Here is a 15,435-nt window from a genome sequence, read left to right on the forward strand (position 1 = left end):
ATTATAACAAAAAAATTGGATAATAGAAATCAAGTAAAAATTTAAAAAAAATTATCAGTAATTTTTCATGGTTTTTATTGCACGCTGAAAACCCCTGAAGAAAAAGCGCTTTTTTTCAGGGTTGTTTAGGTGTATAATCTTGTTGTTATTTGTTGTACTGGTATAACTCACCAGTTTTGCACATGCTATAAATTATTCGGACTAATTTACTGGCACATGCAGTCTTTGCAGCTTTCGAACACATCGGGTTTGATTGCTGCTTTTTCTTTATATAGAAATCCTTAATACTATTATCATCTCTTTTAAGCCTTATAGAACACGTCACAGCCAGATATAATAAACACCTTAATCGTTTATTGCTTTTTTTAGTAATGTGCATATGATTTCCATCATTCTGTCCACTTTCACTGATTCTTGGATCCAGTCCGGCAAAGGCTACTAGCTCATTCTTTTTTTAAATCTTGTCATATCACCTAGTTCTGCAATAATACGTGCAGCTAGGTTATCTCCAATACCTGGAATAGATTTTATTATACTAAAGTCAGGTAGTCCCTGTGCTAGCTTAATCATTTCACCAATGGTTCTTTCAGCCTCTGCCATATCTTCTTTTAATTTCTTGATGAATCTCTGAAGTATTAATACTTCAATATCATCCTTATCACATCCTGAATAGATGGTTTTAGAATACTCTATTGCCCTGTCAGCCATTGTATCACTCACTGCCTGACGATGACATGTTTTGTTTTGAATCACTTTAGATACAGTATTAATCTTCTTTTTCTGAAGCATTTCTGGATGTGGATAATTTTCAATGACAGCTAAAGCGACAGGACCATACAGATCATCATACAGCGTATCATAACCTGGAAATACGATATCCAGCTGTGCTCTGAATGCAACCTTATCCTTTCTTATATGAACCAATATATCCTCATAATAGCGTGATAATTCCCTCAGTTCATGATATATCGTTTCTTGTTTATGACTGTTATGAAGACTATGGCTGTAATATGTTTTAGCGATTGATTTAGGATCAAGCTTATCTGTCTTTGGACATCTTAGTGAATCATTCTTTCTTGTTTTGGCTGATAATAGTGGATTGATAATAAACTGCTTGATATTGTTGTCTTCAAGCACTTTCTTAAGGACACGATGATAAACTCCTGTTGCCTCATAAACAACACATACTTCTGTTTCCAGCTTCTTTTCCATCTCTCTGACAAGATTCACAATCTCATCAAATCCTTCTTTTGTGTGTTTTATTGAACGTGAACCTGTATACTTCACATTCAGATTCTTGAATGCTTGATAATCTGATTTACCCTTAGAGACATCAATGGATACTATTGGACCTTTCATAGATCATTCCTTCTTTCTTTGAATATTCGAAAGCATAACTTCCCGATTTATGACTATCTATTTTCGTCTTACATGCAGGCTCTATCAATAAATCAAAAGGCCTATTTGGATATAAACTGACTCATGTCATAAAAGGAAGCAGAGAACTTTTTTTTACGAAATCACAACTGTGTTTCCAAAGCCTGATCTCTCTGCTTTCTTAAGTCTATTATAATGTATGCCTACAAAATAAAAGACTAGAAGTTAAATATAAGTAACCTCTAGTCAGTATGTTTATTTAGTGAAGAGAAGAACGATACATTAATAGTCGTAGCTATCAATCGTTGTTTACGAGCTTACCTTATGGATGTCTCAAGTTATAATGATTAACTTCTCTTCAGTGATATGATATCACTTCTAGATAAAATAAAAAACTAGAATTATTACTTGAATAACTTCTAGTTCTATAATACGAAAGAATGGATTGAGTTATCCATTCTTTTTACGCATATCATTTTGTACAAGACGGTAGATGGCACTTGTCATAGGTACACCACAAAGCATTCCGGCAAAGCCGAAGACACCACCAAAAATGGTAATAGCTGCAAGAACGAAGATGCCTGGCAAACCTAATGATGAGCCAACGACACGTGGGTAGATAAGGTTGTCTTCTAATTGCTGGAGAACAAAGATAAAGATCAAGAACTCCAAGGCTTTGATAGGACTGACTGTAAAGATAAGAAAGGCACTCAATCCTGCACCAATATAGCATCCGGCAATAGGAATCAAGGCTGTTACTCCGACAATTGTCCCGACCATTGCAACATAAGGAAGCTGAAGAATCAGTCCGCCAATGAAGCATAGAACACCAATGATGACTGCTTCCATCACCTGTCCGATAATAAACTGACGATAGGCATCGTTGAATACATGAGCTACATAGAGAATCTTTTCACTGCCACGAGGACAATAAGTATTGATAACTCGTTTTGTTCCTCTGATCAGCTTTTCTTTTCCAGCAAGAAGATAGAGTGAAAACATAATTCCAAATAACAATGTCGCAATTAAAGAAAAGAGTGAAGACAAGGCTCCAGTTATAGCTGAAAGCGCACTTGATGCCCCACTAAAGAAGGTCTGGAGAATATTTCCTGCCACACTGGAAACATCCATTTTCCCATTGATCAATGTTTCTAAATGTTTAGCATACTGTGAAAAGGCTGGATTATGATCGAGTTTCTTTAAATAAGGCATTAAGGCTTTACCGCCATCTTTTACTAAGATTGTGACCGCATTGACAACCTGTGGAGCGACAATCGCAATTATGATAGAAAAAGCAACGATAACTGTAATATAAGATAAAAGTATACAGATACCACGTTTTGGTTTTTTTAATTGTCCCTTTAACAGATAATCATATCCTCTTTCATACTGCACCATTAACAAGTTGACAATATATGCGAGAATAAAGCCAAAAATAAGTGATGTGGAAGCATGAAAAATGGTTCCTGTCAAATTGATAAGACTGTTCCAATAATGTACTGCTAAATAGAATAAGAAGGCCATTATGGCAATTGGCCAATATTTTTTATAATTGTTCATAAGTTCTCCTTTACTTCAAAACTAAATGGTAAAGGAAAAACATTGTTCATGCAAGAAAAATCATCGATGATGATCTTTTGCGTAGTTTTCATAAAGACGATTGACATGCTTATGCGTTTTCCAGTATACATCCGCATAAGGTTTCCAGTTATAAGCATAGTCCTTGCACTTGCCTGTCAGCTGTTCTACTGGTTCACTTTTTTGCTTGTTGGTATCTTTAGCATGGGTGCTATGTACGATATCTTCAATGATTTCAGGATTTTCTAGCATTGGACAAGGTCTAAGATGATTCTGATTGAATGGCTGTTTTTCATGATAAGCCATAAACAGTGGACGCTTTAACATTTCTAACAATGAATGTGTATGAATATTGGAATCAGAATAATGAATAAATACACAAGGTTCCCCGTCTCCACTCGCATTGATGTGGAAATAATTACGTCCTCCAGCAATACAGCCACCAACATATTCACCGTCATTCTGGAAATCCATTGGGAAGAATGGAATAGGATTGTCGTTGTTTCTGACTTGGCGAATACGATCAATCATGTAGAGTCGCTGTTCAGGTGTAAGCAATAGATCTAATGCAGCATCTCCTACTGGCATATAGTGGAAGTAGAAGCCAAAGTGTGCACCTTGATCACATAAGAACTGATAGAACTCATCACTTGTTACTGCTTTATAGTTCTTGCTTGTATAACAGATTGATGTTCCAAAGATGATGCCATGCTTTTTAAGTAGATTGCTGGCTTTTACAAATGCATCAAAATGTCCTTCTCCTCTTCTTGCGTCATTGGTTTCTTTTGTACCTTCGATGGACATCAGGAAGATAATATTTCCAAGTTTTGCGACTTGCTTACAGAATTCTTCATCGATCAGTGTTGCATTGGTATAGATCGCAAACTCTACGTCATGATGTTTTTTAGCAAGACGCAATATTTCTTTCTTTTTAACTAAAGGTTCTCCTCCTGTCATCATATAAAGATATGCACCCAATTCTTTTCCTTCAGTTACAATTTTGTCCATATCTTCAAATGATAAAGAATCTTTATGCCCATATGTTCCTGACCAGCATCCTGTACAATGCATATTGCAGGCATTGGTTGGATCAAATAAAATTAGCCAAGGAATATTGCAATGATAACGTTCCCTATTCTCTCGAATAGTCTTTGTCCCTTTAAGAAATGCTTCATAGCCAAGATTGAGCGCAGTCACTTTAGCGACATGAGGATCTACATGATCCAATGTCTCATTGATAAGTCTTACCCATTTATTATTTGGATCCTTAATGGCTTCAACAGCTTTTTCATATGATTCATCTGAAAAACTATTTCCATAATATTGTCTTGCAAGATCTACTATTTTCAAGTAACCTGTTGTTCGGTCATGTTCAATATCTTTTAGAAGATGACCAACTTCCCTTGATATATATAATCTTTTTAATGTGTTTTTCACGGCACACACCCCCTTTCTATTATTTTACCATTATAAAAAATCAATGTTTAATCTGAGAGGGTTTTTACAAGGGGTTTTTGGTAAAAATGAAGTTAAATTTGTGTGTTTTTTTGAAATATAGACAAAGATAAAATTTTGTCTAAAATTTCAATAAAAATAACTTAAAACCAAAAAAGCGTCATTATTACGTGATAAAAAACAATTTTAAAAAATATTGTTTTAAATTAGTTGCATTATCAACTAAAGTGCGTTTTAATATTTATGTGCAGAAAAGAGACAACCAATCACTTTGTGATTAAATAATTTTTCTACAAAAACTTAGGAGGAGAAAAAGTTATGGATGTAATAAAAAGAGATAAATCGCGTGTACCTTTTGATGCCAGCAAGATTGAAAAAGCAATCTTGAAAGCCATGAGATATGGCAGTGGCATGATTGATGAACAGAAAGCGCATGAAATTGCGACTGAAATCGAAGAATGGCACTTAAACAATGGTGCTAAGCAAGTAGATATCACTCGTATTGAAGGTCAGGTTTTCGAAAAATTAATCGATAAAGGTGCAGTTCTTACTGCAAAAGCCTACGAAGGCTATCGTAAGGTCAGAGAATTCCAGAGAGAAGAAAATACTATTGATAAAGAAATCTACGGTATTGTTAAACAGACAAATAAAGAAGCTATGGATGAAAACTCTAATAAAGATGCAACTGTTCTCGCTACTCAAAGAGACTTGATTGCTGGTGAATTCTCTAGAGACTACTGTCGTCGTATGATGTTGCCTACGAAGATTGTTCAGGCTCATGATGATGGTATTATTCATTTCCATGATATGGATTATTTTATTCAGAAGATGTTTAACTGTTGTTTAGTTAACCTTGAAGATATGTTTGAAAAAGGAACAGTCATCAACGGAAAGCTTATCGAAACACCTAAATCTTTACAGACTGCATGCACAATCGCAACTCAGATTGTTCAGCAGATTGCCTGTGGACAATATGGCGGTCAGACAATCAGCTTATCTCATCTTGCTCCTTTTGTAAGAGTCTCTTATAACAAGCATATTAAAGCCATTAAAGAAGAAGGAAAAGCTATTGGCATTGAATATACTGATGAACAGATCAAAAAGATCGCAAATAGCCGTCTTAAAGAAGAAATCAAGGCTGGTGTTCAGACTATTCAGTATCAGATCAATACTTTCTCTACTACAAATGGTCAGGCTCCATTCCTTTCTATCTTTATGTATTTAAATGAAAATCCTGAATACACAAAAGAAACTGCCATGCTTATCGAAGAAGTCTTAAGACAAAGATATGTCGGTATGAAGAATCCAGTTGGTGCTTATGTCACTCCTGCATTCCCTAAACTTCTTTATGTATTGGATGAAAACAATGTACCTGACGATAGCGAATATCGTTATTTAACTGATTTAGCTGTTAAGTGTGTATCTAAGAGAATGATGCCAGACTTTATTTCTGCTAAGATCATGAAGCAGAACTATGAAGGTCAGGTCTTTGGACCAATGGGATGTCGTTCATTCCTTTCTCCATACAAAGATGAAACAGGAAAGTATGTCTGGTACGGTCGTTTCAACCAGGGTGTTGTAACACTTAACTTAACTGATGTTGGATTAAGTGCTAAAAAGAACATGGATAACTTCTGGAAAATCTTAGATGAACGTCTTGATCTTTGTTATGAAGCATTGATGTTAAGACATGAAAACTTAAAAGGAACTGTTTCTGATGTTTCACCTATTCATTGGCAGTTTGGTGGTATCGCTAGATTAAAACCTGGTGAAACAATTGATAAACTTCTTGATTCACGTTATTCTACTATTTCTCTTGGTTACATTGGTCTTTATGAATGTGTCGTTGCTTTACTTGGTAAATCTCATACTACTGAAGAAGGTAATGAACTTGGTACTAAGATCATGAAGAGATTAAGACAAGCTGTAGATGAATGGAAAGCTAAAACTGGCTTAGGATTTGCATTGTATGGTACTCCTGCTGAATCTACTACTTATAAGTTCGCCAGAACATTAAAGAGAAGATTTGGTATTGTACCTGGTGTAACTGATAAGGATTATATTACTAACTCTTATCATGTTAACGTACAAGAACATATTGATGCCTTCTCTAAATTAGGATTTGAAGCAAAATTCCAGAATATCTCTTCTGGTGGTGCTATCTCTTATGTAGAAGTCACTAATATGACAAGTAACTTTGAAGCGATGAAAGAATTGATCAACTATATGTACGATACAATTCAGTACGCTGAAATCAATACTAAGTCTGATTACTGTCAGGAATGTGGATTTGATGGTGAAATCCTTATTGATGATAACGGTGAATGGTACTGTCCAAACTGTGGCAACAGAAACCACAAGACAATGAATGTCTGCCGTCGTACTTGCGGCTATCTAGGAGATAACTTCTGGAACAAGGGACGTACTCAGGAAATCAAAGAACGTTTTGTTCATATGGACAACAGAATCTACGAAGGTTAATTTAAATAATGAAGAGGAACTAAAAAAGTTCCTCTTTTTTATTATCAAGTAAAAAAAGACTAAAAGATTGCTCTTTTAGTCTTCACAAGTAAACGTATAAGATGTTGAAGCGTGAAATTTGTCTCCAGCATGTAAAATAGTTGGTGAATCTTTTTCAAGATGAATACTGTCAGGGAGGTAGGACGTCTCAATACATAAAGCCGTTTGGGAAGACATCGGTTTTTTATTCTTGCCAAGACGGCCATCTAAATAGTTAGCACTGTAGATTTGAGCTAGAGGTAGTGTAGTGGACACTGTCATTATTATACCGCTCTTTTCTGAACGAAGGGTTACCTGATCATGATTCTCATCAAAAATAAATGGATGATCGAGACCACGGGCTATCTTAATTTGTTCATGATCATGGTGCAAGGCTTCACCAATAGTTTTTTCTTTGCGAAAATCAAATGGGGTATGATCTACATCTGCTATTTCACCAGTGACTAAGCCATCATTATCTACAGGTGCGTAGTGCGAAGATTTCACCTGTAAATAATGTTCATCAATATTTGAGGCTTCACCGGATAAATTGAAATAGCTATGATTAGTGATATTCACTAACGTAGTTTTGGTAGTGGTAGCTCTATAGTCTACTTTTAAAGTTGTCTGCTCTAGACTATAGGTAACATAAAAATCAAGGGTGCCTGGGTAGCCTTCCTGGCCATCAGGAGATACGTAGTGGAAGATCACTTGATAATCATCGTAGGTATAATCAAATAAGCGGTAAGAAAAACCTTTGAGGCCACCATGTAAACTATTAGGGCCATTGTTGATGGGTAAGTGGTAGGTCTTCCCATCTAAGGTAAAACTTCCTTCTTTTATACGGTTTGCAACACGTCCAACACATGCTCCTAAATAACCATCATAGCGCATGTAATCTAACACATCGTCATAGCCAAGTACGACATCACGAAATTGATTTTTGTTGTCCTTCACGTAAATATTACGTATAGTTGCCCCTAAGTTGAGGATATGTACAGACATATCCTCATTTTCAAGAACAATTTCATCGATGAGATTATTTTTGTGTATCACTTTTGTCATAAAGCACCTCCGTAAAATCATGAATTACGCTCTGTACTCCTGGATATTTTTTATATTGATCACCAAGCTGAGTCGTATCGACGACAGTAATATTATGACAATTTGCTTCAATAGCACTTTGAATACCAGAGATGCTATCTTCGTAAATCAGGCAATCTTCAATGGGAACGTTAAGTCTAGTGCTTGCTTCTAAAAACATAGCAACTTTATTTTGATAACTGCCATCATCATAGACGATTTGGGTAGGCTCTATATAATCATCTAAGTGGAAGGAGGAAATAAAGAAATCCATATTATCTTTAATTGAAGCACTGGCAATTGTAAAAGGAATACCGGCTTTTTTTAACTGTTTAAAGTAGTCATATGCTCCAGCAATCAAATGGAAGGACTCAGGGTCTTTTAAACAGTAATCACGGTAATATTCTTCTTTAAGGGCACTGTAGGTTTTCTTCTGTTTAGGAGTAGCCTGATTTTCTAGTAAATAGTCAATAATGACTTCATTGGGAACACCATTACACTTTGTATAAAGTTCCTCTTCAGTAAGAGGTTTATGTCTTAATAGCTCTGAAATCTGATTCCAAGCTAAAACATGTTTGTCATGATCTATAAAGAGGGTCCCATTAAAATCAAAGATTACTGCTTTCATTCAATCACATCCCGATTGTCAATGACCATCTTATAGTAGTACGCTGAACATTTTGGATAACGTTTTTGTGTATTGAAATCCGCATAGAAAAGGCCATAACGTTTATTGTAGCCATTAGACCAAGAGAAAACATCCATTAATGACCAGACAAAGTAGCCTTTTACATTAGCACCATCACTAATAGCTTTCTTTAAGGCTTTTAAGTGTTTATTGATGTAATCACAGCGTGGGGCATCATCAATAAAGCCATCATCAAATGTATCTTTATAACCCATACCATTTTCGGTAATATAAATTGCTTTATACATTGGATACTGTTTTTTCACACGCATGATCATATCATACATACCTTGAGGATAAATCAGCCAGTCCCAGTCAGTGGTTTCAATGCCTTCTTTAAACATTCGTTCACCAATTCCTTTAAGTCTAAAGCGATTTGTTCCTTTTTCACCTGTACCATTATGATGAATATCATTTTCTCCATCATAAGCTTTAATGAAGTGACTCTGATAATGATTCATACCTAGATAATCATTAAGAGGCGCAGCCTTCTTCATAATTTCAAGATCCTTTGCATCAGGATCAAAGCTACCACCATTTAAAGCGGCTAACGCCTTAATGGTAGTTAATGTTTCATCGGTATATTCACCTAAGAATGTAGCATCTAACACAAACTGATTAGCTAAGATATCTTCTTTCTTAGCTGCTTCTCTATCAGCATCATTATCTTCATAAGGATATTTTGTCTCTAAAGAATGAATAACCCCAATTTTCCCAGAATAATGTCCTTCTTTAAAAGCAATGACTGCCTTTGCGTGAGCTAGCATCATGTAATGCATTGATAAAATAGCTTTAGGAATATCATACTTGATACCTGGTGGGAATGTCCCTTCAATATACTGATTTGTAGCTACTGGCCATACTTCATTGAAAGTAAACCAGTATGAAACTTCATCCTTATATTCTTCAAAACAGAATTTTGCATACTGAACAAAGGCTTCTACTGTTTCTTTATTAAGGAAATCACCTTTCTTATGCAAAGTATCTGGGGTATCAAAATGATGTAGTGTGACATAAGGTTCTACCCCATTTTTATGACATTCTCTAAATACACGATGATAGAAATCCACGCCTTCCTGATTGATTCGACCTACTCCCTCTGGGAAAATACGGCTCCAGGCAATGGAAATACGAATTGCCTTAATATGGAACTTACGACATAAGTCTAAATCAACAGGATACTGATGATAAAAATCGCTGGCAGGATCCCCCGAGAAACGCCCTTGGGCAGCGAGAAAGTCGTCCCAAGCGACTTTCCCCTTTCCATGGGTGCGGGTTTCCCCTTCACACTGATAAGCAGCGGTTGCTCCGCCAAAAACAAAATCTTGCGGAAATTTCATATTATGCAGCCTCCAATACTTTAAATACAAATTCTAATGCTTTTTCTGGATTACGAGTTAATTCAATATACTGTTTACCCTGGCAAGCCACTGATTTAATGCCTAAGCGATCAGCATCTTTCTTTAAATCCTGATAATAAGAAGCTACCTGAGGAGCTAATACGACTAAATCATAATCTTTCATGATATCAGTATGAGCACCATAGCTGCCTGCTGCAGTTACTAAAGGAATATCTTTTTCTTTAGCACCTTTAGCTAAGGCATTTGCTAATAAACCAGATGTTCCACCACCAGCACATAATACTAGGATCTTTTTAGAATCTAAGACTTCACCATTTACTTCTGTATGTTCTTCAACTTTAACTTCATTAGTTGCATTCTTTTCTTCTTCTACTTTTTCTAAGTCATACACTCTGAAGAATGGATAATACATAAGGAAGTCTAAAGCTAATACAGCAACTAAGAATAAGCAAGGTAAGAGTTTAATACCACAGCCAAGAATTATACCAAGTGGGCCTGGTGTACACCAAGGTAAAGTGTAAATAAAGCTATCCATTCCAAGGAAGTCCACAAAGATCTTAAGTAACCAGATATTGAAGACTGGAGTTAAAATGAAAGGAACGAAGAACACTGGGTTTAAGACCATTGGTGCCCCAAATAAGAATGGTTCATTAACATTAAATAAAACTGGAATACTTGATACACGACCAATTGCTTTTAACTGTTTTGATTTAGCAAGGAACGCAAACATTAAACATGGCACTAAAGTTGCACCTGTTCCACCTAAACAAACAACGAAGTACTGAGCACCTAAAGATAAGACGTGTGAAGCATGGCCACCTGCCTGAACAGCTGCAAAGTTTTCTGACATACCTAATAATAATGCAGCAGAAATAGCAGGTTCAACGATAGAAGGACCATGAACACCTACAAACCAGAAAAGTGACATAGCTCCATAAATAATAGCTAAACCAACATAACCATCAGCAGCACCAAATAATGGCTGGAAGACATTAATAACACCTTGAGCAAAGCAATAACCAAATACATTTCTAAATCCTAAATCAAATAACCAGAAGAAGACAATTGCGACTGAGAAAGGAATAACATCCTTAAAAGTCTGAGAGATATTTGGAGGTACCTGTTCTGGTAACTTGATTGTAATATTTCTAGAAACAAAGAACTTATAAATACCACCTACAACGAAGGCTGCAATAAATGCTGTTAATAATCCTTTAGAACCAAGTAAAGCATTACCAAAACCTGCATCACCAGCTTTAGTTGAAATGGCATCACTTGATAATAATAAGAAACCGATCATTGAAGCAGCCATTGTTGAGATGAAGTTTAGCTGATTGTTTTTTGGCATATCACGATTAAGAGCATCTGTGAAATGTTTGGCTGTAGTAGCCGCAACAACTAAAGCTAAGATTCCCATCGAATAGTTATAAGGCTTCATTAAAATTTCTTCAATTGATTTAGGCCAGTTATAACCCCAAATATTTGGGACATAAGCCACTAATAAGAAAATTGATGAAAAGATAATAATCGGCATCGCTGAGAGGAAGCCATCACGAATGGCTTTCAAATAGCGATTACGTGCTAATGCATCAAAGAATGGTTTTCCTTTTTCAATTGTTCCAATAATTGTATCCATATACATCCCCTACTTTCTATAAATATCTACTAAGGTATCCATAACATCTTTTAAAAGCATCGTTGTCATCAAATGATCTTGTGCATGCACAGTAATAAAACCAACTTCTACACCGTCTCCACGGGCTTCTTCCTGAAGTAATTCAGTCTGAGATTTGTGAGCATCCACTAGACAGTCATTGGCTTCATTAATAAGTGATTCACACTTATCAAAATTTCCTTTTTTAGCTTCCTGTAAAGCCAACAGTAATTTAGTACGCGCATCACCTGAATACGCAACGATTTCAAAACCAACCATGGTTGCTTCTTCTTTTGTCATAATTATTCTCCTCTACCTCTTGACAATACTGATCAGTGTTGCCACATCTCCTTCTAAAAATGAGATATGGAAATATTTTTCAATAGGTTCTAAAGACTTGGTTAACTCGCGCTTTTCTTGTGGATATTTCACAATGATTTTATCAGAATCAAAATTGACAGTTGGCGTCTTATTTTTCATCAAACGATCGATGAGGCAGGCCATGTGGACCATTAAGCCAACATAGTCGTCTTCATCAAGATGAATATTTAAGATTCGCTCATAATCATTCATAAAAGGAACGATTGTTGCTTCAAGATCTTGACGATTAAAAGCTTCAAACTGTGATTCCAGGTAGCCTAGGATATCAAAATATTCCTCTTTTTCTTCTAGTAGTTCAGATATACTTGAGACCTGATCAATCCTTTTTTCATCAATATAGCGAACATTGAAGAAAGCAGGATCGAAGGTTCCGACAATCGCTGCTAGGTTACCTACCATCAGAAGGAAATCAAGCTGTTTGACAAATGATTTTGTATCATCTGCTTCAAAGTGGTAGATCTTATAACCATCAGCTCCATCCAATACTTCAAGACGATTCTTAATCTCTTCACTCTTATGTTCCTGACTTTTTGAAAAAGCAACAATAAACTTTTCGTTGACATTTTTCACTACCTGACTTGTTGAGGCATAATCAAGCAATCTATTATGAATCACTTCAAGGGTATAACCTTGATCTGCAAGCTTAATTGCACTCATCAGAAGTAAAGAAATCGGCACCTCTAAAGTACTGATACGAATATGTGTCTCTTCGCTAATACTGCTAAGCATCACATTGATCGAGCCCATATCATAAATCACATGGACACCTTTGCCTTGATCAATAGAAACAATTAAAGCCTTCAAACGCTCATATACTTCGTTGATATTTTCATCAAGCGGCATATCAAAGGCATAGAGCTGACACTTTGGCATCAGATGACTGACCACTGAAGCAATTGCACTTGCCCCCTGCCCGTGCATAGCTACCAGGTTAACAACCTGGTCCCCCAATTTCTCACTGCTCATCACACTCAAGAATAAAGTGAAGAACAGACTTTCATCAGGACTGAGCTTCTTTTGTAGATCCTCTTCAACACGACGAATAAACTTACGACTCAAGAGATACTCCTGATTATAGGTTTCAATGATATCCATCATGGTCGTATTATCAATTTGCATCTGTGTTGAAGCCATCAAAACTGTATCCTGTAAATGCATCGCTACACCAAAGATATAATCATGAGTAAAACTACGATGAAGTGTTTCTCCAGCTTCTTTGAAAAATTGGATAACTTCCTGACGTAACCCATTATTCATCAGCTGTGTTTCACCAGATTGATCATACAAAGTATAAAGATCATGCACATAATCACGAACATTATCACCTAAGTGTTTCACTCCAACCGTATTAATGGTATGAATCAAAGGCAATCGCTTCTTGTAAGTGATCTGATAGAGATCCGCCTCAATATCCTTTTCTCTTGTTTGTAAAGTCGTCTCATGATCGAAAATGAATAAGGCTGTGTGAGCAATAAATTCCATCACATCCTGACGATTCTTCATATTGAGTAACCCTTTACGAACATTAGGACTAAAATCACTTAACTCTAAGGTAAGTGTATGATTTTTCTCACGTCGATAGGCGTTGGCGATTCCCTTAGCGATTTCTCTTTTCATTTCCTTTATCCCATTTACACAAGGATAAACAAGTAAGCATTGCATGAGACCTACATTAACAATAATACGATCATCAAGGCGCTTTGATTCATCTAGAAAGAAATACTCGATTAAACCATAGCGATCCTCTAAAGTCAGACTATTGAGTGAGGGTAGATGAATAATGAAACGCACCTCATCAAATAAGCTAACATCCTCATTACGATCGACTTGAAAAATGACGATCCCCTTAAGTGTATGCAAGCATTTTTCTCTTTGTACACGAGTAAGCTTTTGGGCATTCTTGATCAGATAAAATCCTTCTTTGTCTATGAAATTGTCTTTAGAATCCTCACTCAGGTCGATCTCTACGACCTCATCCCGACTGACCATTCTATTTACATAGGCGTACGTGCATGCCTCTCGTGCAAAAGCACTTGTTCCGCTGCCACTTGTGGCAACGATCAAGATCTTTTTTACGTCATCGGGAAAGTGCAATGCTGCTTTCATTGTTTCAATTGGTTCTTTTAAGAAGGTTTCACTGCCATAAAGATGAGTGAATGCTTCATCTTGATTAATAATAATCTGATAAAGAACAGGTCGCCCTTTATACTTTTTAACCTTACCTTCCACGACAAGCGTATTTAATAACGCTGAGACATTAGAACGTTGCATATGTAGTTGTGCTGATAGAAACGTTGTATCCAGCTTGGGCGCTTCTGTGAATTCCTCACTATAATGTAGTAAGAATTCATAAACTTTTTGTTTGTTTTTCATCGTTGCCTCCTTGCCGCAACTTCTCTATCCGCCTTCTATGATAATCGAGTCAATCAATTGTCTCAAATGTGTGAAATAGTCATTTTTTATACACATTTCACGATTTTTAAATGGATTTTCTTCCTTGTGTATAAAAAATTGATACACATCTTATACAAATAACTGTCAAAATGGCTTAAAAGTTGCGAGTGTATACGTTTACATTTATATTTCATCCTTTATTATACACTTTAATTTTTTTGAAAAAAGTCATTTCCAAGGAAATAATTGGTGATAGACATGCTCTTATAAAACGAAAATTTGATGATGGATGAGGTTAAAAAAAAATGAAGTTGTCAACCAACCTCATTTTTATACTTATTATTAACAAATGAAATTATAATGTGTTATTTCTCTCATTAAGCAACTTAACCCTATAAGACAATAGCTTCTTTGTTAGTGTGAAAATCGCAAAAATAAAACACATGAAAACCAAAACCATAATTATTGCCGGCAGAAAATGACCCGTTGTTCCAAAATTCATATCAACAGAACCATCAGACATAGTTTTAGTATTGAAATACACCAAATGTAGAAAACTATACCTCATACCATCGTTCCCGGATTTAAAAATCATAATCAAAAAAGAAATTGCTACAACGATAATTGACATAAGTAGTCCACCAAAAACTGAAATGCAGAACCCTTTAATTACCGACGTTTCTTCCCATTTTTTCAAAAAATCATTTTTCATATAGTATTTCTCCTTACGTTCAATAATTATTTACAACTCGCCTTTACAGATACACCATATTTATTCCAATGCCATCTTCCCGTAAAAGTCTTTCTTCTATAAACAATACACCAAACTTGTAATCCGGCATAAATTGTAAAAGCTATAACCATTAATACGGCCAATAAAACTAAAAACCAAGCATTGCATTCTACAATAAAGTTTTCAAATTTCTTTTTTAAAATTTCAGATTCTAAAGTAAGTAACATTTAAT

Annotated in this window: 12 protein-coding genes; 1 reads left to right on the forward strand and 11 read right to left on the reverse strand. The window is 35.7% G+C overall.

The window, feature by feature from the left end; translation table 11 throughout:
* Positions 1–145: 145 nt before the first annotated feature.
* From T513_RS12665 to T513_RS0106845, 4 genes are all read right to left on the reverse strand, one after another.
* Complete coding sequence (locus T513_RS12665) at positions 146–424, reverse strand: transposase (RefSeq protein WP_080703128.1); 279 nt, start codon at positions 422–424, stop codon at positions 146–148.
* A gap of 14 nt (positions 425–438) precedes the next feature.
* The gene (locus T513_RS0106835; protein ID WP_031589517.1) at positions 439–1,359 is read right to left on the reverse strand and encodes an IS110 family transposase; all 921 of its coding nucleotides are present in this window, start codon (positions 1,357–1,359) and stop codon (positions 439–441) included.
* Between the two features lie 468 nt (positions 1,360–1,827).
* A complete protein-coding gene (locus tag T513_RS0106840; protein ID WP_051654414.1) occupies positions 1,828–2,937 on the reverse strand; it encodes an AI-2E family transporter in 1,110 nt (369 codons plus the stop codon).
* 60 nt (positions 2,938–2,997) lie between these two features.
* Entirely contained in the window at positions 2,998–4,392 is a 1,395-nt protein-coding gene (locus tag T513_RS0106845; protein ID WP_236700983.1) for a radical SAM protein, read from the reverse strand.
* A 336-nt stretch (positions 4,393–4,728) separates the two neighbouring features.
* Here T513_RS0106845 and nrdD point away from each other — a divergent pair, with 336 nt between their 5' ends.
* Positions 4,729–6,891: an anaerobic ribonucleoside-triphosphate reductase gene (nrdD, locus tag T513_RS0106850; RefSeq protein ID WP_031589522.1), complete on the forward strand. Its 2,163-nt coding sequence runs from the start codon at positions 4,729–4,731 to the stop codon at positions 6,889–6,891.
* 75 nt (positions 6,892–6,966) lie between these two features.
* Here nrdD and T513_RS0106855 read toward each other — a convergent pair whose 3' ends face one another.
* The 7 genes from T513_RS0106855 to T513_RS0106885 form a co-directional block, all read right to left on the reverse strand.
* Entirely contained in the window at positions 6,967–7,974 is a 1,008-nt protein-coding gene (locus T513_RS0106855; protein ID WP_031589523.1) for an aldose epimerase family protein, read from the reverse strand.
* A complete protein-coding gene (locus T513_RS0106860; RefSeq protein ID WP_031589525.1) occupies positions 7,949–8,620 on the reverse strand; it encodes an HAD family hydrolase in 672 nt (223 codons plus the stop codon). The genes T513_RS0106855 and T513_RS0106860 overlap by 26 nt, the downstream gene beginning before the upstream one ends.
* Positions 8,617–10,020, reverse strand: a complete 1,404-nt coding sequence (gene lacG, locus T513_RS0106865) for a 6-phospho-beta-galactosidase (RefSeq protein ID WP_031589526.1) — start codon at positions 10,018–10,020, stop codon at positions 8,617–8,619. The genes T513_RS0106860 and lacG overlap by 4 nt, the downstream gene beginning before the upstream one ends.
* Position 10,021: 1 nt before the next feature.
* Complete coding sequence (locus tag T513_RS0106870; protein ID WP_031589527.1) at positions 10,022–11,677, reverse strand: PTS lactose transporter subunit IIBC; 1,656 nt, start codon at positions 11,675–11,677, stop codon at positions 10,022–10,024.
* A gap of 9 nt (positions 11,678–11,686) precedes the next feature.
* A complete protein-coding gene (locus T513_RS0106875) occupies positions 11,687–11,995 on the reverse strand; it encodes a PTS sugar transporter subunit IIA (protein ID WP_031589528.1) in 309 nt (102 codons plus the stop codon).
* A gap of 12 nt (positions 11,996–12,007) precedes the next feature.
* The gene (locus tag T513_RS0106880) at positions 12,008–14,449 is read right to left on the reverse strand and encodes a PRD domain-containing protein (protein ID WP_031589530.1); all 2,442 of its coding nucleotides are present in this window, start codon (positions 14,447–14,449) and stop codon (positions 12,008–12,010) included.
* Positions 14,450–14,825: 376 nt separating this feature from the next.
* On the reverse strand, positions 14,826–15,182 hold the full coding sequence (locus T513_RS0106885) for a hypothetical protein (protein ID WP_031589532.1): 357 nt from the start codon (positions 15,180–15,182) through the stop codon (positions 14,826–14,828).
* Positions 15,183–15,435: the final 253 nt, after the last annotated feature.

This window comes from Kandleria vitulina DSM 20405 (genome assembly GCF_000702065.1).
GTDB classification, from domain to species: domain Bacteria; phylum Bacillota_I; class Bacilli_A; order Erysipelotrichales; family Coprobacillaceae; genus Kandleria; species Kandleria vitulina.